Source organism: Arthrobacter sp. 05L417 (genome assembly GCF_056397865.1).
Genome location: NZ_JBFTOG010000011.1, coordinates 99,058 through 121,941 on the forward strand (window position 1 = coordinate 99,058; position 22,884 = coordinate 121,941).

Here is a 22,884-nt window from a genome sequence, read left to right on the forward strand (position 1 = left end):
TGTCCCGCGCCCGATGTCCCCTCTCCATCTCCGTATCCAAGGGAAATTAGATTGATGAATTACAACCCCACGCAGGACCGCTATGCTCCGATGCCGTACCGAAGGGTGGGGCGAAGCGGTCTGAAACTTCCGGCGGTCTCACTGGGCCTCTGGCATAACTTCGGCGACGACAAGCCCTTTGAGACACAGCGCGCCATCCTTCGCCGCGCTTTCGACCTCGGAGTCACACACTTCGATCTCGCCAATAACTACGGTCCGCCCGGTGGCAGTGCCGAAACGAATTTCGGCCGGCACCTCAGAGACGACTTCAAGCCGTACCGCGACGAACTCGTCGTCTCGACCAAAGCTGGATACCACATGTGGCCCGGCCCGTACGGGGAATGGGGATCCAGGAAATACCTGCTCTCAAGCCTGGACCAGTCTCTCGAGCGCATGGGCCTGGACTACGTGGATATCTTCTACAGCCACCGCCCGGACCCCAACACTCCCCTTGAGGAGACCATGGGAGCGCTCGACACCGCGGTTCGATCAGGCAGGGCGCTGTACGCGGGCATTTCCTCATACTCCCCGGAGAAGACGCTCGAAGCAGCTGCCATCCTCCAGGACCTTGGAACACCATTGCTGATCCACCAGCCCTCGTACTCAATGCTCAACCGCTGGACCGAACACGGCTCCCCCAACTTGTTCGAAACCCTTGAGCAGGTGGGCGCAGGAGCCATCGCGTTCTCGCCCCTTGCGCAAGGATTGCTGACCTCCAGATACCTGCAGGGCGTCCCGGAGGACTCCCGCGCGGCCGCGGGCAAGTCGCTCGTGGACACCCAGCTCTCGGAGGAGAACCTGGCCCGGATACGGGGCCTCAATGAGATCGCGGCGCAGCGTGGGCAGACGCTCGCCCAGATGGCCATTGCCTGGGTGCTGCGCCCGCAGAACAAGGGAATCCCTGTCACATCGGCTCTGATCGGCGCCAGCAGCGTCCGGCAACTGGAGGACAATTTGGCGGCAACCTCAGGTCCCGACTTCACCAACGACGAGTTGGACAATATTGACCAGTTCGCCGTCGAATCGGACATCAACCTTTGGGCCAAGGCCCTCCAGGCCTAGCTGTCGGGCTCCGCAAATCGTCCCTGGAGGATGGCGTGAGGGTTCGCCACGTCGTCCTCCAGAGACGGCGCAATTCGCAACGTCGCCCGATGTGTGAACCAACGACGCCGCGCCGCTGACGGCGCCAGTTCTGACACCGTCGCCATGGCCATCCTATGGATCGGCCGGCCCAAGCGCCGAGGAGTCAGCGCTAGGTTTCGGGTGTTTGAGGCATCGTAGTGGAGCTTAAGAGAAGGGCATGGCTAACGAACGCGGCGGCTGCTCGTGTGAGTGGCTTTGAGCGGTGGATGAGGTAAACGTCGTAACTGATCTGTGGTTGCAACGAGGACGCGACGGCTCCTCGTTTCTGGGCTTCCCGGGCTACATAGCTGGTAACAAACGCGCTTCCGACCCCTTCCAGGACCAAGGGCACAACGGCTTCACGGTGTGGAGTTTCAACGACGATCCTGAGATCGATCCCGCTCTCCCTCGCATCATTCAGAACTGTTCGGGTACGGGTTCCTGGGAGGCTGCTGATGAATGAGCGCCCAGTGAGGGCTTCCAAAGGAATCTGCGTGGGCTCCTCGTGTCCGGTCCCTGGCGGTGAAATGACCATGATCTCGTTGCGGGCGATGACGTGCGCGACCAAATCCGACGAGTGAGGTTGACGATCGACAATTCCGATCTCGCATGCAGCGGACAGTACGGCTTGAGTCGCCAGGTTGCCGTCCTCTGCAGGCAGCATGGACAACGTTACGGCGGGGTACTTATCTCGAAATCTGCCAACGATCTGGGCGAGCGGGTCGACACTAAGACCGGGAGGCGAGGTTAGACGAACGTGGCCGCCCTGGAGCCCCCTAAGGGCAACCATCGCTTCGCGCGCTTCGTCCAGGTCCCGAAGAAGGTTTCGGGCCATCGGAAGAAGAACAAGACCGGACTCGGTCAGCACAACTCCCTTGCCCACACGATGAAAAAGGGGCGTTGCGAGTTCGCGTTCCAATCGCCGGATGCCCTCCGAGAGAGACGGTTGGCTGACGTACAGCGCCTCCGCCGCCGCGGTGAAACTCCCCGCATCTGCTGAGGAGACGAAGTATTGAAGCCCTCGTAGGTCCATAGACAAATCCTATGGCTATCCAAAGAAAAATAGGCTACCCGGAGGGCAAGTAATGCGATTCAGTAGATCTAACAGCCGCCACCGTTCAGATTCCCCCTTTGATCACGGTGCCCGGCCCAACATAGGAGAGGCTATGCCCACTGAAGCAACAATCATTCGCTCGAAGGACGATGTTGTCCGCGAAGTCAATGAGACCCCCCGGCTAGGCGGCCGAACGCGGATGATCGGCACCATCGCACTTGGCGGTTTCTTTATCGACGCCTACGACTTCACCAGCCTGAGCGCAGGTTCTGTCCAACTTCAGCAGGAGTTCCATCTCGATGCCCAGACTTTGGGCCTGGTTACTGCAGTCATGGCCTTTGGAGCCATCCTGGGAGCCTTCTCAGGCGGCTACTTTGTCGATCGCTTCGGCCGGCTGAAGATGTTCATGGTGAATATACTGCTGTTCGTCGTCGCCACGATCGGTGCAGCTCTATCTCCCAACTACGGGATGCTCGTGTTTTTCCGCCTCCTCATCGGCATCGGCGTCGGGTTGGACGTGCCCGTCGCGATGGCATTCCTCGCTGAATTCATGGCCGTGAAGAAAAAGGGCAAATGGGTCGAATCGGCAGCGGCCATGTGGTCCGCCGCCACCATCGTCGGGCTCCTCGTCGCACTCGGCATGAACCACGCCGGTGTCGGAACTGAACTCTGGCGCTGGGCAGTTGGCCTGGGCGCTGTACCCGCCATCGTTATCCTTGCCCTCCGGTTCAAGTACATGTCGGAAAGCCCCATGTGGGCAGCAAACCGCGGCGATCTTCCCGAGGCGGCACGAATTCTTAGCAAAATGAACAACCGCCCTTATTCCGTGGATGAGAATGCCGTACTCAACATCATCGAAGCTAAGGACTCACCCGGATTCTTCAAGGTCATGAAGATGCTGTTCGCCAAGCAGTACCGGAACCGCAGTATCCTCATCGTCCTCATCAGCGCGGCCCAAAGCGTTCAGTTCTCCTCTGTCGGTTTTTACCTGCCATTGATCGTTTTCTCTTTCATCTCCAAGAGCGTCGACGTTTCTCTCACGGCGTCCATTGCAGCCAACGCATGCGGATTGGTAGGAGCTCTACTCGCCGGCTCGATGGTCAACCGTCTGGGCTTGCGGAGGCTCTCTATCATCGGCTTCGGCGCTGTCGGCGTTATCCTCCTCATTCTCGGAATCTGGGGTCAGTCGCTGCCGGCTCTGCTCGGGGTCGCACTCCTGGCGCTTTTCATTGGCTTCCACACCTTCGGCCCTGGTTCGACTGCCCAATCCTTCTCGGCCTTGTCGTACCCGACGCAAATCCGCGGTGCAGGCGCTGGTCTTTCCCAAGCGGCCAACCGCACCGGAAGCCTTACCGCGCTGTTCCTGGTACCCATTCTTCTCGCAACGTTTGGCCTTTACGGAACACTGTTCACTCTTGTTATCGCCCCCGTGGTGGGTCTGATTGCTCTTGCGATCGTCAAGTGGGAGCCGATCGGTAAGAACACGGAGGAGGAGGTCGAGGAGTCCTTTGTCCCGATGCACTGAGGCAACCGTGAAGCAGTCAAACCAACAACTACGAGGACCCTTGAAACCACGAGCGGAATTGCTTCAATGGCTCAACCCAAATCTCGACGACGTCACCGCAGAGGGTGCCGGGGACTTGCTGGATGCGGTTGCGGCCAGCCTGCAGGGCCACGGTCCTACCAATCTCTTTGATGATCCGCCACCGCTGATCTTCGATCCTGTGGAAGCATCGGCTTATCGGCCCGACCCGGTTGAGCTCCCCGGTTCCAGCACCGATCAAGCCCGGGAACCAGACCTCGACAGCCTTCCCTGGATTCCCGGACATGTGCTGGCCGATCTTACAGCGCGGGGTGTCCTGACACGCTCCGAGGTGTTTAAGGCTTTCTCCTACCAGATGGACACGTGGGACTCTTCTCTCAACGCCTTTATCCGCGTGACCCCTGACCTCCAGACTGACTTCGGTGATTCGCGCGGTCTTTTGGCAGGCATCCCCATAGGACTGCAAGACATGGTCTGCACGTCCGGGATCCCTACGACTGCGGGATCGAGTATTTTGCGTGATTTCGTTCCTGACAAAGATGCGGCGGCGTGGAAGCGGTTGAAAGGCGAGGGAGCGGTTCTAGCCGGCAAGCTCAATACTCAGGAGTTCGCAGCAGGAACGACCGGAACGAACGATCACTATGGCAGCATGCGCAACCCCTGGGACCTGGCACGCACGGCCGGAGGGGCCGCGGGCGGTGCCGGAGCCGCTGTCGCTGCGGGCCTCGTCTCTTCTGCCGTTGGCACCGATCCGGGAGGATCAATCAGGGTTCCGGCAGCACACTGCGGAATCGTGGGTCTCAAGCCGACATTTGGTGTCATGGATCGAAGCGGGGTCGTTCCCCTTACGTGGACTACCGAAACCATGGGCGTTTTGGCACAGACAATCAGCGGTACAGCGAGTATCGCGGACATGCTTCTGGATGGTCGGGCACGGCAGAGGTATGGAATGTCCTGTCAAGAAGCGTCGGCCCGTGGGTCTGCCCGGGATCGGATTGATCTCCGCATTGGCGTGCCGACCAACTGGCTTGAGATGGGCTTGGACGAAGGGGTGCAGCGCGCTTATCTTCAGGCCCTGAGTGAGCTGGCCAGCTTGGGCGCGACCATCCATGAGGTGGTGCTGCCGGACGCAGCTGCCATAGCGCCAGTTCACCGCGCTATTGCCTTTTCGGAAGCGTCCAGTATTCATGAGGAGCTCATCAGGGATCGAGCGGCTGAGTATGGCGAGGACATCCGACAGCGGCAGGAAGCAGGTAGGGGGGTCATGGCAAGTGAGTATCTCAAGGCCGCTCGGCTGCGAGGGTTCTTTGCGCGCCAATTCTCGGAAGTCTGGAAAGACGTGGATGTCATCGTGACGCCGACGACGCCGGTCCCCGCAGCTCCGGTGGATACCCTTTCCATCAGTACTGGATCCAGGGGCGAAGAAGCGGCTCACACTGTTTACACGCGCTATGCGGCTCCTCTAAATACTTTGGGATTACCTGCGCTCTCGGTGCCGTGCGGGTTCACGAAGGAAGGGCTCCCTGTCGGGCTGCAGCTGTGTGGACCGCCGCACAGTGAACCGATGCTCTTCTACGTTGGTGCTGCGTACGAAAGCAAGACGCCTTGGCATCTGCGTCATCCGAGCCACCCTGTAACTTCCGGCGGAAAGTGAACAAGCCCGTGTACAACATCGAACCCTTCGACGTCGTCATTGTCGGCGGAACTGTCGTTACCCCTGAAGGCACCAGACGGGCCGATATCGGAATCCGAGGCGAAACGATCGCCGCGGTGGAACCGGATCTGAGCCAGAGGGCAGCGAAGAAAGTTGTGTCAGCCGTAGATCGAATCGTTCTTCCTGGCGCCATTGATTCGCATGTGCATTGTAGGACTTGGACGGATCACTCGGATGAAATCGGGGACAGTCATCGTTCCGCGGCCTTTGGAGGCGTAACAACGGCCATTACCCAAATTCGGGCACCAATCGACATGGCTCCGTCGGCTGCCATCGAGCATTTCATCGACCTAGGCAGCCGTACATCGGTCATAGATTTCGGACTTCACACGATTGTGCGGCCTGAGCACGACTTGGACAAGGAAATTCCCAAGCTGATGGCGCTGGGAAGCGCCTCGGTCAAGTTCTTTATGTCCTATAAGGACATGGGAATCATGATGCCCGACAATCTTTTGCTCCGCGGTTTGGGTTTGATCCGCGACGCCGGTGGCCTTGCCATGGTGCACGCTGAAGACGGAGAGATGATCGGCCACCTTATTGCGGGAAGCCGCGCAGCAGGCAAGACCTCCATCAGCGATTTCGCGGCAGCGGAACCGTCAGCAGCAGAGGATCTGGGAACCATAAGGGCGTTGACTTACGCCGCGATGATGGATTGCCCGCTCTACGTTCTTCATATGACAACGAGCGGCGCCATCCGGGCGCTGCGGGAGGCGCAGAAGGCCGGGCAGAGGGCGTGGGGGGAGACTTGTCCCAAGTATCTCACCCTGAGCAATGACGACCTCATCGCCAAGGGTCCTTTGGCGAAAGTTGGGCCGCCTTTGCGGACTGCCTTCGACAACGACAGTCTTTGGCAAGCACTTTCTGATGGAACGCTTTCCGTGGTCGCAAGCGATCATGCACCGCGTGATCGTGAAAGCCTGACAGAGACGACAGACATTTTCGCGGAACCCTACGGGGCGCCTGGAACTGAGACCCTGCTGCCCATCATGTTTGATGAGATGGTCAGTCGCCGGGGCCTTGATCCGGCGGAGCTCGCTGCCGTTCTGAGCAGCAATCCTGCGAAAATCTATGGGCTCTACCCCAAGAAGGGGGCCATCCAAGTAGGATCCGACGCTGATTTGGTCATGGTCGATCCCAAGCGGACGGAGACAATTCAGGCTCGTACTCAGCACACCCGTGCGAGCTACAGTCTTTACGAGAACCGCTCGGTTACGGGATGGCCTACACACTCCTTCCTCCGTGGGCGGGCTCTTTTGGTGGACGGTTCTTTGGTTCAGGAACCTGGCTATGGCAGCTATCTGCCGAGGAAGGCCGCGGATCTCATGCAGCTGGCACCGGCGCAGAAGACAACGTGAGAAAACCCATCCTTTGGCAGCTCTCAGCGGTTGAACAGGCTGCAGGAATCCGGGACGGCCGGTGGTCCGCAGAAATGCTGACCACCGCCGTCCTGGAGCGGATCACCGCCGTCAACCCCGAGCTGAACGCATATGTCACCATGAATGATCGAGCAATGGATGAGGCTCGGGCCGCAGACCGCAGGCAAGCCGCGGGAGAGCCGATCGGTCCATTGCACGGCGTACCGTTTTCCGTGAAGGACCTCATCCCTACGAAGGGGTTGCGTACAACACTGGGAAGTTTGGCCCATCAGGACTGGGTTCCGGATCAGGACGAAATCTCGGTGGCAAGGCTCCGCGACGCCGGAGGCATACTGATCGGCAAGACGAACACGCGAGAGCTGGGGTACGGCGTCGTCACAGATAACGAGCTGTTCGGCCCGACACGCAACCCGTGGGATGTTGGCATGACGGCGGCAGGCTCATCGGGGGGTGCCGCAGCCGCCGTCGCGGCGGGCATGGGATCGATAGCGCTGGGTAGTGATGGGGGTGGATCCTTGAGGGTTCCTGCAGCCATATGTGGCGTTTTTGCACTAAAGCCCACATTCGGCGTGGTCCCGTTGTACCCGTCGTCGCGCTTGCCCCTTCGGACCGGTCTAAATAGCTGGGAATCGCTTGAGTGCATCGGGCCGATCACGCGCACAGTTGCTGACAGCGCACTGGTCATGTCGGTTATTGCCGGGCCCGATGTTCGGGATCGGCATTCCGTGCCGCTGGGCACCGAACACAGAACATCTCGGCAAAGAGATCTCGTCCTTGCGTACAGCCCAAGTCTTGCTGGGGCGGAGGTTGACTCCGAAGTGGCACAGATAGCCGAGGCGGCCGTTAGGGCGGTGGCTTCGCGGCAGTCATGGATCGTCCGGGAAGCGTCCCCTCAGTTGCCGGCATTGCCGGACCTCCGGGAAATATTCGCGGCAACCGTGGCGATGGACACGGACCTTGAGGAACTTCGCAAGCTCGCAGATCGCGTGGCCGTTTCTCCGGATATCCGGGAGCTTGTCGATCGGCGGTGGAGCAGCGATGAGCTGACCCGGGCGCGGAGGAATCGGCAGATCGTCTATGACACGATGCGAAGATTTGGTGAACTCTACGACGTTCTCCTTACGCCTACAACAGCCACTCCGGCCTTTCCCGTCGGGATGCGATTTCCCCAGGACGGAGACTGTGGAATTGCTGACGGGCGCCAATGGTCACCGTTCGCATTTCTCTCCAACCTCACAGGGCAGCCTGCGGTGAGCATCCCGGTGGGACGTACCCGCAAAGGGCTTCCAGTAGGCGTGCAGGTGAGCGGCCGACATTTTGCGGACGATACATTGCTGGACGTCGCGAAGGCATTTGAGCAAGTGCATCCCTGGCAGCACAGCTTCCAACATGGAGGCCCTGAATAGCGCTCCGACGCCGCGCCGCGCGCACGGCGAGTCACGCCGTCGTCGTCCATTCGATCGCGGGGAGCAGTCCGCCGGCGGCGGTGGGTACGACGGCGCCCGTCGCCGTCGAGTCCGGGTTCAGCATCCACCCGACTCGCTTGGCCGTGCTCAGCATCACGACGCTTTCAACCAGTTCGATCCTCGGGATGCGCTGCTGGATGGCGAGTTCCATCTCCATGACCTCAGCCAGCGAGCGCAGCCACATGATGATCACAAAGTTGGTACTGCCAGTGGTGGAGGCCGTGAACCTGACGTTCCTGACGGCCCGTAGTTCGGCGGCCGCGGCCTCGTGCTGGCCTGCTGGAACGTTCGCGAACCACTGGCACGTAATCGGATAGCCCGAGAATTGCTGGGCGATTTCGCAGCGGAAGGACAGCATCCGGCTCGCGAGCACCCGGCCTAGCTGCCGCTGCACCGTGGCTGGGTGCCGTCCCAGGGCGCGAGCGATCTCCGCGGCGGAGGCCCTTCCGTCCCGGGCGAGGAACGGAAAGAGTGCCATATGGCTCTCCGGCAGCGGGGTGACCTGGGCGTAGGGGGCGGACGGATTGAGCGCTTCCGGCCCGGCGAGGGCGCGCAGCGCCTGCTGCTCCGCCCTGCTCAGGACGTTGAGCCGCCACGCATAGCCGCTCGTGTGGATCCGGGTGCAGAGCGAGGTCCGGTACTTGGTGAGCCCCCGGATTTCCTTGAGCTGGGGCAATAGCCGGCTGCTGAACTCCCCCAGGTCCTGGGTGATCACGGTCAGCATGAGGTCCCGGTTGCTGGCGGCCTCCTCAACCGTGATGATCTCCGGGATGGCAGCGAGCGCGGCCGTGACCTCGGGCCGGAGGTGCATTTCGCAGTCCACGTCCAACAGGGCAAGGCAGGCATGCTTGGGGTCCCCCATGAGGTGCGCCGTGGTCCAAGCGGCTCCGGATTCGCGCAAGCGGTCCCATCGGGAGGCCAACGTGGTGGCATGGACGCCCAGGACCTCAGCGGCGTCGGACCAACTGATCCGCGGCGAGATCTGGAGGGCGTTGATCAACCGGAGGTCCTCTTCACTGAGCTCCATCAGCGATCCCTTCCTAAATGATGCGTGATTCCTGTTAATTCTGGCACAATCGTGAATTTTTTCAGGGCTTTGGAAGATTGTGAGGCTAGTCACTCCACAATGGCTATGGATACCTACCAATCGTTCAGGAAACAGGAGAACAGATGTCGATCGCCTCAGACGCCAAAGAGATGCAGGGAGAAATCGCCCGGTTCCGCCACGAGCTCCATCAGGAACCGGAAATCGGCCTGGACCTCCCGCGCACCCAGGAAAAGGTGCTCAAGGCGCTCGACGGACTCCCGTACGAAATCACCCTTGGCGAGAGCACGACGTCGGTCACCGCGGTCTTGCGCGGCGGCGCGGCGCACGCTTCAGCGGACAAGCCAACTGTGTTGCTCCGCGCCGACATGGACGGCCTTCCCGTCCAGGAGCGCACCGGCGTCGAGTTCTCCTCGAAGATCGACGGCGCTATGCACGCCTGCGGCCACGACCTGCACACGTCCATGCTCGCCGGAGCGGCAACCCTCTTGGCCGAGCGACGCGATCAGTTGGCGGGCGACGTCGTCCTGATGTTCCAGCCGGGCGAAGAAGGCTTCGACGGCGCGGGCCACATGATCCGCGAAGGCGTCCTGGACGCCGCAGGCCGCCGTGTTGACGCCGCGTACGGCATGCATGTCTTCTCATCCTTGGAGCCGTACGGCCAGTTCTGCACCAAGCCGGGCGTCATGATGAGCGCCTCGGACGGACTCTTCGTCACGGTCCTCGGTGCCGGCGGCCATGGCTCGGCGCCGCATGCGGCAAAGGACCCCGTGACCGCGGCCGCGGAAATGGTGACGGCCCTGCAGGTCATGATCACGCGGCAGTTCAACATGTTCGATCCCGTAGTACTGACGGTTGGCGTGCTGCAGGCAGGTACCAAGCGCAATGTCATCCCCGAATCCGCGCGCTTCGAAGCCACCATCCGCACGTTCTCGGAAGCCTCCCGCAACCGGATGATGACCGCGATTCCGCAGCTTCTCAAGGGCATTGCCTCAGCGCACGGCCTGGAGGTGGACGTCGACTACCGCGGCGAATACCCCATGACCGTCACTGACGAGGACGAGACCCACACGGCCGAGAACGTCATCTCGGACATGTTCGGCGATTCCCGGCTCTCCCGCTGGGCCACGCCGATGAGCGGCTCGGAGGATTTCTCCCGGGTCCTGGCCGAGGTTCCGGGAACCTTCGTGGGCCTCAGCGCCGTGCCGCGGGGCGTGGACCACACCACCTCACCGTTCAACCACTCCCCTTACGCCACGTTCGACGACGGCGTCCTGTCCGATGGTGCGGCGCTCTACGCAGAGCTCGCGGTCTCCCGCATCGCCACCCTCGCCGCCGCCAACTAACCACCACCCCAAACCTTGGAGCAAGACATGACCGCAACCGTAGGCGCTTCAGCCACAGCCCAGGTTCACAAGTCCCATCTGCGAACCCTCGTCGGTACCGGCATCGGCAACGCCGTCGAATGGTACGACTGGGCCATCTACGCCACGTTCTCGCCCTTCATCGCCAGCGCGCTCTTCAGCAGTGCCGACCCCACCTCCGCGGTCCTCTCCACCCTGGCGATCTTCGCCGTCGGATTCGTGGCCCGGCCGTTCGGCGGCTTCGTCTTCGGCTGGATCGGCGACCGGATCGGCCGCAAGACGTCCATGACCATCGCCGTCGGCCTCGCGGCCGTCGGAAGCCTGTTGATCGGTATCGCCCCGACATTCCAGGCCGTTGGGGCCCTGGCATCCGTCATGCTCTTGGTGGCCCGCCTCATCCAGGGCCTCGCCCACGGTGGCGAGCTGCCGTCGTCGCAAACGTATCTGTCCGAAATGGCACCCAAGGAAAAGCGCGGCTTCTGGGCGACCCTCATCTACACCTCCGGCACGGCCGGCATCCTTGTCGGAACCCTGCTGGGCGCCATCCTGACCGGAGTGCTGAGCAAGGCCGACATGAACGCCTGGGGCTGGCGCGTCCCGTTCCTGGTAGGCGGCGCCCTGGGCATCTATGCCTTGGTCATGCGGGCCAAAATGAAGGAGACCGAGGCGTTCGAAGCCGAAGCACCGAAGGAAAAGCGCGAGCCCATGTGGCCGCAAATCGTCAAGTACCGCAAGCAGGCCTTGCAGGTTATCGGGCTGACCGTCGGCCTCACCGTTGTCTACTACATCTGGGGCGTCGTGGCACCGAGCTACGCGGCCAGCACGCTCAAGATGGACCGCGGCGCAGCCCTGTGGGCGGGCGTCATCGGCAACGTCGCATTCATCGCGTCGCTGCCGTTCTGGGGCAAGCTGTCTGATCGGATCGGCCGCAAGCCCGTGCTGATCATGAGTTCCGCAGGTGCCGCGTTGCTGCACTTCCCCATGACGTGGCTCCTGAAGGATTCGCCCTGGCAACTGGCTGTTTCGATGTCCGTTATGTTGTTCTTCATCGCCGGCAGCGCGTCGATTGTCCCTGCCGTGTACGCCGAGCTGTTCCCGACCAAGATCCGCACCGTGGGTGTCGGCGTCCCGTATTCCATCTGCGTAGCGGTCTTCGGCGGGACGGCCCCGTACCTGCAGACCTGGCTCGCCAGCATCGGCCAGGCCAACCTGTTCAACGTCTACGCCGTGATCCTGTTGGCCATCGGAATCGCGTTCGCCTTCATGATCCCGGAAACCAAGGGCAAGGACCTGACGCACTAACCGCCCGCGTTCGGACCCAACTAACTCGCAGTTAATGTCGTTTAGAGGCCTGATAACGACAACAACTGCGAGTCAGTTGGGCTTGTGGGGACGAGTTAGGTGAGCTGCGCCGAGATCTGCCGGGAGGCGGCTTCGGCGAGGCGCTTCAGGAAGCCGTCGCCTTCGCCTACCACCTCGTCCACGGCACCATCTTCGAGGAGTGCGCGCGCTCCGATCCTTTGCCGCTCGCTCAGCTCGGCCGCCAGGGACGTGTCCCCGTGCACGATGATGCTGGCACCCTCCGGCGGCAGCGGAGCGAGCCAGGCGTGCTCGGCCGCAACCGTGCGGCGGGCAGCCGCAAGAGCGAGCGCGCCGCCACCGGTCCCCTCGCCGAGGAGCACGGCAACGCTTGGCACGGTCAGTCCGAGCATTCCCGCAATGCAATCGGCGATCCCGCCCGCGATCGCGGACTCCTCGGCCCGGACCGAAAGCTCGGCCCCAGGAGTATCCACCACCGTCACGAGCGGCAGACCCAGTTCCTCCGCGAGGCGCATTCCCCGCCGCACCTGCGCCAAACCCGCCGCGTCGAGGACGCTCCCCGCCCGCTGGGCTGCGCGGTCCTGGCCAACGACGACGACCGGCCGGCCCTCGAGTTCAGCCAGCACGACGGCGGTGCTCGCCGAAGCTGCCCCTCGGCCCGTGCCGTGCAAGCGGACGAGGCGGCCGAACCCGCCGTCGAGCAGTTCCACCAGCCCGGGACGCCCAGAGTCGCGTGTCCTCAGGACGGAATCCCAACTGGACATGTCCCCCGGGTTTGGGTCCCCAGTGGACATGTCCCCCGGTCTAGGCGCAAAACCGACGCCTTCCCACGATCCCCGGGCAGCAAGAATCCCCAGCACCTCAGCGGCAAGGTTCCTGAATCCCGGTGCGTCCAACACGGCGTCGACAGTTCCACGAGCGAGAAGATGCTCGCTCCTCTGGACGCCCTCCGGGAACGCTTGTCCGGTGAGTCCGGCGTAGACCTTGGGACCCAGGAAGCCAACGAGCGCACCCGGTTCGGCCACTGTGACGTGACCCAACGATCCCCATGAGGCGAAGACGCCGCCTGTGGTCGGGTGCCGGAGGTACGCCAGATAGGGCAGTCCAAGACGCTTGTATGCCGTGAGGGCCTCCGTGATCCGCACCATTTGCAGGAACGCGAGGGTGCCTTCCTGCATGCGGGTACCCCCTGACGCGGTAGCGGCCACGAGCGGCAGACTGCGTCGGCCTGCTTCTTCAATTGCCGCGACGATCCGCTCGGCGGCGGACGTCCCGATCGAGCCGCCGAGGAAGGCGAACTCACTGGCCAGGACGGCTACAGGAATTTCATCCAGTGTCCCCTCGCCCGTGAGCACGGACTCGTCCGCACCGCTACGGTCGCGGGCCCGGGCCAGATCCGCGAGGTAGGCAGAATCAGCGCCCGGCGGTACAGGGACCGGCCGGTCCCAATGGCGGAAACTGCCGGCGTCGAGGAACTGTTCAACAAACTCCGTCCCGCCAAGGCGGCGTTGCCGGTGTCCCGCCGGGCTCGGTTCCGGGCGCGCGGCCTCCGCGAGCGCCGTCACGACGCCCTCGAAGCAAGCAACGCGCCGCCGGGCAATGCGTCGCCGGGCAATCCTGCGCCGTCAAGCCATGCCCGGACGGCGTCGTCGTGCTCTCCGAGCCTTGGGGGTGCGGAGTGCCGCAACCTCGTGGTCTCGGTGCCGTCCTGCTGGAAGAAGCGCAGCGGCGATCCCGGGACCTCGATACGTCCCAGCGTGGGGTGCTGGAGTTCAAGCGCCAAATGCTGGCTCCGCGTCTGTTCCCAAGCAAAGACTTCGTCCAGGGAGCGGACCCGGCCGCCCGGCACCCCGGCCGCTTCAAGCCGCGCGAGCAGCTCTTCGGCGTCGGACTCCGAGAACACGGCTTCGATGGCTTCGATCAGCTCGGCCCGGTGGGCTACGCGGGACTGATTGTCGCGCCAGCGTTCGTCGTCAACGGGAAGGCTGAACTCCCCCGCAAAGCGGCGCCACAAGCCTTCGGATCCCACGGCAATCTGCACAGCACCGCCTGCACAACGGAAAAGCCCATACGGCGCGATCGAGGGATGGTGGTTGCCTTGGGCCTGCGGAACCTCGCCGCCCACCGTCCAACGCGTGCCTTGGAAAGCGAGCACGCTGACGATCGACGACAGGAGCGAGGTGCGCACTATTTGGCCACGGCCCGTGCGCTCACGTTCCAGGAGGGCCGCCAACACACCGCAGGCGCCGTGGATTCCGGCCAGGACATCGCCGATAGGTACGCCAACGCGCTGCGGGTCGCCGGGCCCCGAACCCGTGAGGGACATCAGCCCCGCCTCGCCCTGGGCAATCTGGTCGTAACCGGCGCGGTGCCCCTCGGGACCGTCGTGGCCGAAGCCACTGATCGCGAGGACCACGAGCCTCGGATTCAACTTTTCGAGGCTTGCCGGGTCGAAGCCGAGGCGGTCCAGGGTTCCCGGGCGGAAGTTCTCCACGAGGACGTCTGCCCGCCGCAGCAGTTTGCGCAACGCGGCCTTGCCTTCTGCCGCCTTGAGGTCGAGCCGGATGGACTCCTTGTTCCGGTTACACGACAGGAAGTAAGTGGACTCGCGGCCCTCCGGAGTGTCCACGAACGGCGGCCCCCAACCGCGGGTGTCATCACCGCCGTCGGGATTTTCCACCTTGATGACGCGGGCGCCAAGGTCACCGAGCATCATGCCGGCGTGTGGACCGGCAAGGGCGCGGGAGAGGTCGACGACGAGCTTCCCGGCGAGCGGTCCTTTGTGGTCTTGCTTGTGGCCGGGGTATTCGGGCTGCGTCATGCTTCGACTCCCACCGTGGTGTGTCCCTCAACCGCGCTGTGCCCTTCAACCGCGCTGTGTCCCGGAACCGGGCGCTCGACGTCGTCCGCTCGCTCAGCCGGAACCTGCGGAAGGCGACGACGGCGGATAAGCTCCGCGACCGCGAGCACCACAAGGTTCGGTGCGAGGGAAATGAGGCCCGAATCGACGCCGCCCGTGGGGATGTTGCCGAAGGTAATGACGGCTACCGTGAGCGTGCCCACGATGATGCCGAGGTTGACCGGAACGGCGCCGATGCGCACCTTGCGGCCGATCGCGATGGCGACGGCGGGAGCGAGCTGGGTGAGTCCACCGTACGTGAGCAGGAGGAGCGCGCCGATGTCCGACTTCGCGAGCCCGAACGCCAGGGCCAGTCCGACGGCGAGGGCGACCACCACGTGGTTGATCCGGAACCGCAGCTTGGGGTTCTTCACGGACAGCAGGTTGTTCGAGACAAGCGAGGAAATGCCCATTGCGATCGCGCCCGCCGGAACCATGGCGGCGGCTGCGCCGCCGATGGCGATGATCGCGATCAATGGCTCGGGCAAGGTGTGCTGGGCGATGCCCAATAGGACAAAGTTGCTCTTGGTCTTCGGATCGAGGACCAGCGTGGCGGCGATTCCGGCTGTGATCGGGATGAGCAGCAGGAACTGGTAGACCGCAAGCCATTTGACGTTGTCCCGCAGCACGGCACCGCTTTTCGCGGCAAGGACCGGCGGCCACAAGTGCGGGAAGGTGTTGAGCCCGGCGCCGATGCTTGTCACGATAACGGAGGTTACCCAGAAGGTCGCGTCGAAGCCCGGGCGGCTGATGGTGAGGTAGCTCGGGGCGGTATCCATGACCTTGGCGAAGATATCCGGGATGCCGCCAATACCGGCCACCACACCGGCCAACACGATGACCAGGGCGGCGAGCATGGCGAAGTCCTTGAAGACAGCCACTTTGGCGAGTCCCCGGATACCCGCCCAGATCACGAAGACGACCACCAGCACGCTGGCCACGGCCATGCTGTAGCCACGCGCCGATTCGCTGCCCGTAGCGAGCTGGACGATCAAGCCGAGCCCGGTGATCTGCAGCTGCAGGTACGGGATGAGGAAGACGGCACCCACGAGGGCCACGGTCTTGCCCAGGGCCTTGCTATTGAACCGGTCCTGGAAGAAGTCCGCCATGGTCAGGTAGCCGCGGTTCGCGCCGAGCTCACGCTGGCGCGGAATCACGAAGTATTGGACGATGCAGTTGATGGTCAGGTAGGCGACGGCGAAGAGCGCGGCAACGCCGCCACCGAACGCGATTCCGGCGAGGCCGAGGAAGCTGAAGGTGGTCAGCGATTCGCCCGCTTGGAGGAACCAACTGGTCCAGCGGGGCAAGTCCCGCTTGCCGACAGTCCAACTGGAGAGTTCTGTCTGGCGTCGGCGGCCCGCGATACCGAGGGCGCCGATGCCGACAATTCCGATGATGATGGCGACTGTAAGCATCAGTGGGCCCTTCTTTCGGTGATCGGGGCAGGGCTGTTGGTTGCGGCGCTTGTTGAAGCGGCGTTTGCCAAGGCGCTTTGCTCGGCTTCAAGACGATCGAGTTCGGCACCGCCTTCGCGGAGGTACGTGTGCTCCACAATCTGCAGGCCGACGATCGTGGCGACGATCATGAGGCCCATCCAGACGATCGCCGACGGGAGGCCAAGCCACAGCGTCGGCGTGGAGACGAAGGGCAGGAAGGGTGTGATGATCATGCCGACGATGGGGACTGAGGCAATGGTCAATCTCTTGGGGGATGCCAGGGTAGTGCTCATAGAACTGCAGCTCCTTGGGGGCGAACGGATGAGCAGGAAGAGATCTTCTCGAAAGCGGAAGCCAGGCGGAGGAGGCGGGCGTCGCTGCCGCGCGCTCCGACCATCTGGAGGCCGACGGGAAGTCCGGCGGGGGTGAACCCGGCCGGAACCGACAGGGCAGGGAGGCCCAGCGGGGTGAACAGGTACGGGGCACGCATCCAGTCGAGGTAGTTCTGGAGCTGTTGCCCGTCGATCTCGGTGGGGTATTCGAGATCGACGTCGAACGGGACAATCGGGGAGGCAGGCGCGATAACCAGGTCGTAACGCTCAAAGAATCCGGCCGCCTTGCGGATCAGGCGGGTCATTCCTTCCTCGGCGCGGACGACGTCGCGGCCACTGAGCCGGCCACCTTCACGGATGTTTCCGGCCAGGAAATGGTTGAAGGCATCGGGCTCCGCGGCAAGCTGCTCTCCCCACATCGAGTCGAAGGAGGCTGCGCGCAGTACGCGGAACACTTGCTCGGAACCGTCGAGGTCCGGGCAGTCCAGCTCCACGTGTGCGCCGAGGGCCGCGAGTGCCGCCGCCTGCGGTTCAATGACGTCGAGTACCTCGCGGCTCACCGGGATCCGGCCGCCGAGCGTCGGGGCGAAGGCAATGCGCAGACCGGAAAAATCGGCCGGGGACGGTTCGGCGGCAAGGCTTGCTGGGCTTGCTGGGCTTGCTGGGCTTGGCGGGAAAACGGAATGGGGATCGTCCGGGGAAGCGCCGGTCATGACGTCGAACAAGAGCGCGGCGTCAGCCGCCGTGCGGCCCATTGGTCCGGCCACGGCCAATGGGAAGAAGACGTTGTTGCCGTCGGTGTTGGGGACCATGCCTGGAGTGGGACGCAGGCCGACCACATTGCAGAACGACGCCGGGTTGCGGAGGGAGCCGCCCATGTCGCTTCCGTCGGCGATCGGCTGGAAGCCTGCTGCCAGGGCCGCCGCAGCACCGCCGCTGCTGCCCCCGGCGGACTTGCCGGGGTCGTACGGGTTGCGCGTTGCACCGAAGACTCGGTTGAAAGTGTGGGATCCAGCGGCGAACTCGGGGACATTGGTCTTGCCCACTTGAATGGCTCCGGCGTCGAGGATGCGTTGGACGTGCAGATCATTTTCCTCCGGAACGTGGTCCCGGAAATGCGGGTGCCCGAAAGTGGTGCGCATCCCCGCCGTATTCGCGGTGTCCTTGAAGCTGATGGGCAAGCCGTGGAGAGACCCCACAGGCTCCCCGGCCATGATCTTGCGATCGGCTTTCGCTGCGGCCGCCCTGGCGCCCTCTTCGTCGAGGGTCACCACCGCGTTGATCAAGGGGTTGAGCTTGTCGATCTGTTCCAGGTGCGCCTCAAGAACCTCGGTGGCAGACACCTCCCGGGAACGCAGGAGCCCAGCGAGCTCCACTGCCCCACGGTAAATCAAGTCGTTTGTCATGATTCATCTTACCTTCATATAGTTTCCTTTTGAGTCACTTCTTTGTCTCAAGTGGAATTAATGAACCACGATAGTGGGACGAATCACATTTGGCTAGAGGTCTCCGTAAGGTTTTTTGATGCGCGGGGCATCCGGCTCAGGGCAGGAGTGAACCAAGGCGGGAGGATCGGGTTTCTAAATGATTCAGTCGAGGGCGGGCATGCGCACGCCACCGCGCTTGTACGCCCGCACCACGAGGGAACTGCGCACGGCCAGGGCACGTGCGGCCCATGGGGACGACGTAAGGAAATCGCGCAATTCGTCCAGGCTCGCGAGGGTGACGTCGGCCATGAGCTGGAATTCGCCCATTGCCATGACCGCATAGCGGACCCCGGGAGCTTCAGCGAGCAGCCGGCCAACCTCGACGGCGTCGGCCGGGGCAGTGCGGACCCAGACTACGGCTTCGATCGGAAGGCCGATGTCCGCGGGCTCGACGATCGCCCGGACACTCAGCGTGCCCTCTTCAAGAAGGGTGTTGAGCCGTCGGCGCACGGCCGGCGCGGAGAGCCCGACGGCTTCCCCGAGCTCGGCGACCGGAACGCGGCCGTCAGCCACGAGGATCCGCACAAGGTGGGAGTCGACGTCGTCGAGCACTCCATTCACGCTCGGTCGGGACGGCGGAGGAGGCACTTCCTGGAGCGCGGCAGTTTCCTCTGCGGTGACCGGACCCGGGTGCCATTCAGCCACCGTTCGGAAGTACTCCATGACGGGCGAAGCGCTCACCTGCACCACGCCGTCGAGGGCTGGAAGTTCCTCCAAGACAAGGCTCGAGAGGCGCCCCGGACGGGCCTGCACTTCGAACAGGAGACGAGTCGGACCGGTGAGCGCATAAACGAAAATGGCGTCCGGGTCGCCCGAAAGCTCCTCCGCGATGGCGAGCAACCGGGAGGGCTCGCAATGAACTTCCACAAGGTGGGTGGGGCCAAGGGTCACCAGGCCGGCCACGCGCACGATGCTCGAATCCAGCAGTGCGATGCCGCGGCGGGTCACCGTGCTGAACGGCTCGCCCAGGACCTCGGCGATCCGCCGCCAGGAGGCACGGCCATTGACCTGGAGAGCGCCGACAATCCGCCGATCGAGCCCGTCCAGCTCGCGCGAGGGTGCCAGCATGACCATGTACCCGATTATGCCGCCTCGCTGCGTTCCCTCCCCAACTGGCTCGCAGTTGTTGTCGTTTTCGCGCCTCTAAACGACAACAACTGCGAGTCAGTTGGGCTAGCCGACGTAGCGGTTCCGGCCGGCGCGGAAGCCAAAGAAGCCCGCCAGGGATCCCACCACGAGGAACAGGATGCCGGCCGCCGCGAACCCACCGGTCGCTTGATGCAACTGGCCGACCATCAGGGTTCCCGTGGAGCCTAAGCCATAGCCGACGCCCTGCATCATGCCGGAAAGATGCGCCGCGGTGCGCGAATCGCGGGTGCGCAGCATGATCATGGTCAACGCCACGGCCGTGAGGCTGCCCTGGCCCAGGCCCAACAGCCCGGTCCACACCCATATCAGGTCCGTGGGGCCGAAAATGCTCAAGGCGAAGCCGCCGCCGGTCATGAGCGCCACCACGGTGTTGATGACGCGCTGGTCCTTGAACCTGGCCGCGAGCCCCGGGGCAACGAACGAACCAAGCATCTGCAACACAATCGACACGGAGACGATCAAACCGGCCGTCCCGCCGTCGATCCCGCGATCACGCAGAATCGGCGCCAACCAGGCGAACACGCTGAAGGACATCATCGCCTGCAACGCCATGAAGATGGTGACCTGCCAGGCGACGGCGGAGCGCCAGACGTTCGCACCGCCGTCGGCCGCGTTGTGGCGGACGGGGTGCTGGCGGATCGCCAGCGGCAGGAAGAGCAAAAGTACGACGGCGGCGGGCAGCGCCCAGAACCACAGCGCCGAGGTCCAGTGCCCGGCAGCCGTGAAGACGGGGTAGGTGAAACCGGCACCAAGCGCGGCAGACGCGCAAATCGCCGTCGTATACAGACCGCCCATGAGTCCGAGCCGATGCGGGAAGTCGCGCTTGACCACGCCGGGCAGCAGCACGTTGCAGAGGGCGATCGCGGCGCCGCACGCCGCGGTTCCGACGAGCAACGCCGGCAAGTGCCCGGCGCCGGCGAGGTCCACGGGACGGATCAGCAGCCCGGCTGTCAGCACAGCCATCGCGCCGAGCAAGACCCTCTCGGCACCGAAACGGCGGGCCAGGACCGGCGCCAGCGGCGCGAAGACACCCAGCAAGGTCACCGGCACAGTGGTGAGGACAACCACCGCCCAGCCCGGCAGCCCGGCGTCGGCGGTGACTTCCGGAAGGACCGCCGAAAAGCTCGAGAACACCGTCCGCAGGTTCAGGCCGATGAGCACCAGGCAGATCCCAAGGAAGACGAGTCCGCCGCGCGTCCTGACCTGGGTGGGCTCGGCTGCGGGAAGCTCGTCGATTTCGGCGTCGACGAGGATCTCGGGAACGGCGAAGTGTGGCTTGGTGTTCTTTGGGGCGCTTGAAGCGGGGGTCACCAACCCATTCTGGCAGTCACCCCCGTGCGCCGGCGCCTCGTGACGGGAGCGTACGCAGGTTCCGCGGCGGGGCTTTGACCGTGCAACGGTATTCTGGAGGAGATGAGTGAAACCCCAGAATCCCCTGAATCACCGCAGTCTTCGCGCCCCGTGACCCCAGGCAGCCAGGCCTCCTTCGGCACCTATGGCGGCCGGCCGGTCAGTTTCGTGCGCCGCGGGACGCGGCTTCAGGGTCGGCGCCAAGCGGCGTGGGAAGAGCACTCGGACCGCTGGGCCATCCAGGTTCCGCGGCATGTCGCCAACACGTCCGTGCACCCGGACTACGTGTTCGACGCCGAAGCGGAGTTCGGCCGCAAGGCACCGCTGATTGTTGAAATCGGTTCGGGACTCGGCGACGCCGTATGCCACGCGGCCGAAGAGAACCCGGACAAGGACTTCCTCGCCGTGGAGGTCTACACCCCGGGCCTGGCCAACACGATGATCAAGATCAACAGTCGCGGCCTCAGCAACGTCCGCGTCGTGGAAGCCAACGCCCCGGAGGTCCTGGCCACCATGCTGCCTGCGGGGTCAGTGAGCGAGCTCTGGGTCTTCTTCCCCGACCCCTGGCACAAATCTCGGCACCACAAACGCCGCCTTATCCAGCCCGCGTTCGCCGAACTCGCCGCGAGGTCCCTCAAAAAGGGCGGCTTGTGGCGGATCGCCACCGACTGGTCCAACTATGCCGTCCACGTCCGTGAGGTCCTGGCCGGTTCAACCGAGTTTGAAAACCTGCACGACGGCGAGCGGGCCGGCGCGGACAGCCCCCTCACCCAAGTGTGGGAATCGGGAGTCGAAGCCATGGTGGGCGGGGCCCCCGTCAAGGAAGGCCGGGCACCGGTCAGCACCGAGCACACCGGCCCCAACGAGGGAGTGGACCACGTGGGCGGATGGGCTCCGCGCTTCGACGGCCGCATCCGCACCAGCTTCGAAAACAAGGCCCACGAGGCCGGACGCATGATCTTCGACCTCAGTTATCGCAGGATCTAGCTTCATAGGTTCTTTGCGTGCCGCACGGGCACCGGATACCATGTGAGACGTGTCACCGAAAGGCGGCACATGCTTATGATCTGCGGCGGGAGAGCCCTGCCGGTACGTTTCAGCAGGCGCCGTAGGAGCAAATCCTCCCCAGGAATCTCTCAGGCCCATGTACCGCCGCGGCAAGGCAACTCTGGAAAGCAGCCCGGGAAACCGGACTCACCGACGGTGCAAGCGTCCAGCCGCGAGGCAGGACGCGGAAACTCTCAGGTCCAATACAGAGCGGGGAGGAACCGAATCATCGTGGTGCGTCCGCGCCACCTGAATTATGGAGTTCCTCATGACCCTGGCACCTGAAGGCCGTAAGCTGCTGCGCGTTGAACAGCGCAACAAAGCCGTCCCGGTCGAACGCAAGCCCGAGTGGATCAAGGCCAAGGTCCAGATGGGACCGGAATTCGTGGGCCTGAAGAACCTCGTGAAAAAAGAAGGCGGACATGTTCGAACCCACCAAGGTCGCCCGCTCCGTCCAGGCCATGAACCTGCGCTACGCCACCGTCACCGGCGTCGCCCGCGACGACCTGGCAGACGAAGGCGTCTGGCTCTACGCCGAGACCGTCCGCAAGATCCACGAACTGAACCCCGGCACCGGCGTCGAACTGCTCATCCCCGACTTCTCCGGCAAACCCGAACACATCCAGGCGATCTGCGACTCCGCCCCCGAGGTCTTCGCGCACAACGTCGAAACCGTGCCCCGGATCTTCAAGCGCATCCGCCCCGCGTTCCGCTATGACCGCTCCCTGGACGTCATCACCCAGGGCCGGGCCCACGGGATGGTCACCAAATCCAACCTGATCCTGGGCATGGGCGAAACCCGGGAAGAGATCTCCGAAGCCYTTACCGACCTGCACGCCGCGGGCTGTGACCTGATCACCATCACCCAGTACCTGCGCCCCTCCGAACGGCACCTGCCCGTGGACCGCTGGGTCAAACCCCAGGAATTCGTCGAACTCGCCGCCGAAGCCGAGGAAATCGGCTTCCTCGGCGTCATGTCCGGCCCCCTGGTCCGCTCCTCCTACCGCGCCGGACGACTCTGGGCCACCGCGATGCGCAAAAAAGGCCGCGAAATCCCCACGCACCTGGCCCACATCGCCGAAGGCATCCAGGACTCCGGCACCACCCGCCAGGAAGCCCGCACCCTCCTCGCACACCACGC

The 22,884-nt window shown here is 63.7% G+C and carries 17 protein-coding genes, 1 pseudogene and 2 riboswitches; of the genes and pseudogenes, 9 read left to right on the plus strand and 9 right to left on the minus strand.

Going from position 1 to position 22,884, the window contains the following annotated elements; translation table 11 throughout:
* Positions 1 to 54 precede the first annotated feature (54 nt).
* Complete coding sequence (gene mgrA / locus AC1DJW_RS11095) at positions 55 to 1,101, plus strand: L-glyceraldehyde 3-phosphate reductase (RefSeq protein WP_476901433.1); 1,047 nt, start codon at positions 55 to 57, stop codon at positions 1,099 to 1,101.
* 190 nt (positions 1,102 to 1,291) lie between these two features.
* On the opposite strand, the gene AC1DJW_RS11100 is transcribed toward mgrA, so the two are convergent.
* Complete coding sequence (locus AC1DJW_RS11100) at positions 1,292 to 2,194, minus strand: LysR family transcriptional regulator (RefSeq protein ID WP_476901434.1); 903 nt, start codon at positions 2,192 to 2,194, stop codon at positions 1,292 to 1,294.
* A 133-nt stretch (positions 2,195 to 2,327) separates the two neighbouring features.
* Between AC1DJW_RS11100 and AC1DJW_RS11105 the strand changes: the two genes are divergently transcribed.
* Genes AC1DJW_RS11105 through AC1DJW_RS11120 form a run of 4 tightly spaced genes read left to right on the plus strand, consistent with a single transcriptional unit; the run spans position 2,328 to position 8,254 of the window.
* Positions 2,328 to 3,740, plus strand: coding sequence for an MFS transporter (locus AC1DJW_RS11105; RefSeq protein ID WP_476901435.1), 1,413 nt, complete (start codon positions 2,328 to 2,330; stop codon positions 3,738 to 3,740).
* A 40-nt stretch (positions 3,741 to 3,780) separates the two neighbouring features.
* Positions 3,781 to 5,412 (plus strand): amidase, encoded by a 1,632-nt coding sequence (locus AC1DJW_RS11110; RefSeq protein WP_476901436.1) that lies wholly within the window; start codon positions 3,781 to 3,783, stop codon positions 5,410 to 5,412.
* Positions 5,413 to 5,420: 8 nt separating this feature from the next.
* Complete coding sequence (locus tag AC1DJW_RS11115) at positions 5,421 to 6,827, plus strand: dihydroorotase (RefSeq protein WP_476901437.1); 1,407 nt, start codon at positions 5,421 to 5,423, stop codon at positions 6,825 to 6,827.
* Positions 6,824 to 8,254, plus strand: a complete 1,431-nt coding sequence (locus AC1DJW_RS11120; protein WP_476901438.1) for an amidase — start codon at positions 6,824 to 6,826, stop codon at positions 8,252 to 8,254. Before AC1DJW_RS11115 ends, AC1DJW_RS11120 begins: the two co-directional genes overlap by 4 nt.
* Before the next feature lie 31 nt (positions 8,255 to 8,285).
* Here the strand turns inward: AC1DJW_RS11120 and AC1DJW_RS11125 are convergent, their stop codons facing one another.
* Positions 8,286 to 9,341 (minus strand): Lrp/AsnC family transcriptional regulator, encoded by a 1,056-nt coding sequence (locus AC1DJW_RS11125; RefSeq protein WP_476901439.1) that lies wholly within the window; start codon positions 9,339 to 9,341, stop codon positions 8,286 to 8,288.
* Between the two features lie 143 nt (positions 9,342 to 9,484).
* Here AC1DJW_RS11125 and AC1DJW_RS11130 point away from each other — a divergent pair, with 143 nt between their 5' ends.
* Both AC1DJW_RS11130 and AC1DJW_RS11135 read left to right on the plus strand, forming a co-directional pair.
* A complete protein-coding gene (locus AC1DJW_RS11130; RefSeq protein ID WP_390280061.1) occupies positions 9,485 to 10,705 on the plus strand; it encodes a M20 metallopeptidase family protein in 1,221 nt (406 codons plus the stop codon).
* Between the two features lie 27 nt (positions 10,706 to 10,732).
* Complete coding sequence (locus AC1DJW_RS11135; protein ID WP_476901440.1) at positions 10,733 to 12,025, plus strand: MFS transporter; 1,293 nt, start codon at positions 10,733 to 10,735, stop codon at positions 12,023 to 12,025.
* A 95-nt stretch (positions 12,026 to 12,120) separates the two neighbouring features.
* Here the strand turns inward: AC1DJW_RS11135 and AC1DJW_RS11140 are convergent, their stop codons facing one another.
* The 7 genes from AC1DJW_RS11140 to AC1DJW_RS11170 form a co-directional block, all read right to left on the minus strand.
* A complete protein-coding gene (locus AC1DJW_RS11140; RefSeq protein ID WP_476901441.1) occupies positions 12,121 to 13,608 on the minus strand; it encodes a carboxyl transferase domain-containing protein in 1,488 nt (495 codons plus the stop codon).
* Entirely contained in the window at positions 13,605 to 14,864 is a 1,260-nt protein-coding gene (locus tag AC1DJW_RS11145) for a CaiB/BaiF CoA transferase family protein (RefSeq protein ID WP_476901442.1), read from the minus strand. The genes AC1DJW_RS11140 and AC1DJW_RS11145 overlap by 4 nt, the downstream gene beginning before the upstream one ends.
* A complete protein-coding gene (locus AC1DJW_RS11150) occupies positions 14,861 to 16,357 on the minus strand; it encodes a sodium:solute symporter family protein (RefSeq protein ID WP_476901443.1) in 1,497 nt (498 codons plus the stop codon). Before AC1DJW_RS11150 ends, AC1DJW_RS11145 begins: the two co-directional genes overlap by 4 nt.
* The gene (locus AC1DJW_RS11155; RefSeq protein WP_476901444.1) at positions 16,357 to 16,671 is read right to left on the minus strand and encodes a hypothetical protein; all 315 of its coding nucleotides are present in this window, start codon (positions 16,669 to 16,671) and stop codon (positions 16,357 to 16,359) included. Before AC1DJW_RS11155 ends, AC1DJW_RS11150 begins: the two co-directional genes overlap by 1 nt.
* On the minus strand, positions 16,668 to 18,116 hold the full coding sequence (locus AC1DJW_RS11160) for an amidase (protein ID WP_476901445.1): 1,449 nt from the start codon (positions 18,114 to 18,116) through the stop codon (positions 16,668 to 16,670). Before AC1DJW_RS11160 ends, AC1DJW_RS11155 begins: the two co-directional genes overlap by 4 nt.
* Before the next feature lie 183 nt (positions 18,117 to 18,299).
* Positions 18,300 to 19,271, minus strand: a complete 972-nt coding sequence (locus AC1DJW_RS11165) for an Lrp/AsnC family transcriptional regulator (protein WP_390280047.1) — start codon at positions 19,269 to 19,271, stop codon at positions 18,300 to 18,302.
* A gap of 99 nt (positions 19,272 to 19,370) precedes the next feature.
* Positions 19,371 to 20,657, minus strand: a complete 1,287-nt coding sequence (locus AC1DJW_RS11170; protein ID WP_476901446.1) for an MFS transporter — start codon at positions 20,655 to 20,657, stop codon at positions 19,371 to 19,373.
* Between the two features lie 102 nt (positions 20,658 to 20,759).
* Here AC1DJW_RS11170 and trmB point away from each other — a divergent pair, with 102 nt between their 5' ends.
* Both trmB and AC1DJW_RS11180 read left to right on the plus strand, forming a co-directional pair.
* A complete protein-coding gene (trmB, locus tag AC1DJW_RS11175; RefSeq protein WP_390280043.1) occupies positions 20,760 to 21,683 on the plus strand; it encodes a tRNA (guanosine(46)-N7)-methyltransferase TrmB in 924 nt (307 codons plus the stop codon).
* Positions 21,684 to 21,759: 76 nt separating this feature from the next.
* Positions 21,760 to 21,858: riboswitch (glycine riboswitch) on the plus strand.
* Between the two features lies 1 nt (position 21,859).
* Positions 21,860 to 21,962: riboswitch (glycine riboswitch) on the plus strand.
* 49 nt (positions 21,963 to 22,011) lie between these two features.
* A pseudogene (locus AC1DJW_RS11180) lies at positions 22,012 to 22,884 on the plus strand (lipoyl synthase); the annotation flags it as partial.

Excerpts from the sequence above, each read along its gene's own strand:
- mgrA (WP_476901433.1), top strand. The coding sequence starts at position 55 with ATGAATTACAACCCCACGCAGGACCGCTATGCTCCGATGCCGTACCGA.
- AC1DJW_RS11100 (WP_476901434.1), bottom strand. The coding sequence starts at position 2,194 with ATGGACCTACGAGGGCTTCAATACTTCGTCTCCTCAGCAGATGCGGGG.
- AC1DJW_RS11105 (WP_476901435.1), top strand. The coding sequence starts at position 2,328 with ATGCCCACTGAAGCAACAATCATTCGCTCGAAGGACGATGTTGTCCGC.
- AC1DJW_RS11125 (WP_476901439.1), bottom strand. The coding sequence starts at position 9,341 with ATGGAGCTCAGTGAAGAGGACCTCCGGTTGATCAACGCCCTCCAGATC.
- AC1DJW_RS11130 (WP_390280061.1), top strand. The coding sequence starts at position 9,485 with ATGTCGATCGCCTCAGACGCCAAAGAGATGCAGGGAGAAATCGCCCGG.
- AC1DJW_RS11135 (WP_476901440.1), top strand. The coding sequence starts at position 10,733 with ATGACCGCAACCGTAGGCGCTTCAGCCACAGCCCAGGTTCACAAGTCC.
- AC1DJW_RS11145 (WP_476901442.1), bottom strand. The coding sequence starts at position 14,864 with ATGACGCAGCCCGAATACCCCGGCCACAAGCAAGACCACAAAGGACCG.
- AC1DJW_RS11150 (WP_476901443.1), bottom strand. The coding sequence starts at position 16,357 with ATGCTTACAGTCGCCATCATCATCGGAATTGTCGGCATCGGCGCCCTC.
- AC1DJW_RS11155 (WP_476901444.1), bottom strand. The coding sequence starts at position 16,671 with ATGAGCACTACCCTGGCATCCCCCAAGAGATTGACCATTGCCTCAGTC.
- AC1DJW_RS11160 (WP_476901445.1), bottom strand. The coding sequence starts at position 18,116 with ATGACAAACGACTTGATTTACCGTGGGGCAGTGGAGCTCGCTGGGCTC.
- AC1DJW_RS11165 (WP_390280047.1), bottom strand. The coding sequence starts at position 19,271 with ATGGTCATGCTGGCACCCTCGCGCGAGCTGGACGGGCTCGATCGGCGG.
- trmB (WP_390280043.1), top strand. The coding sequence starts at position 20,760 with ATGAGTGAAACCCCAGAATCCCCTGAATCACCGCAGTCTTCGCGCCCC.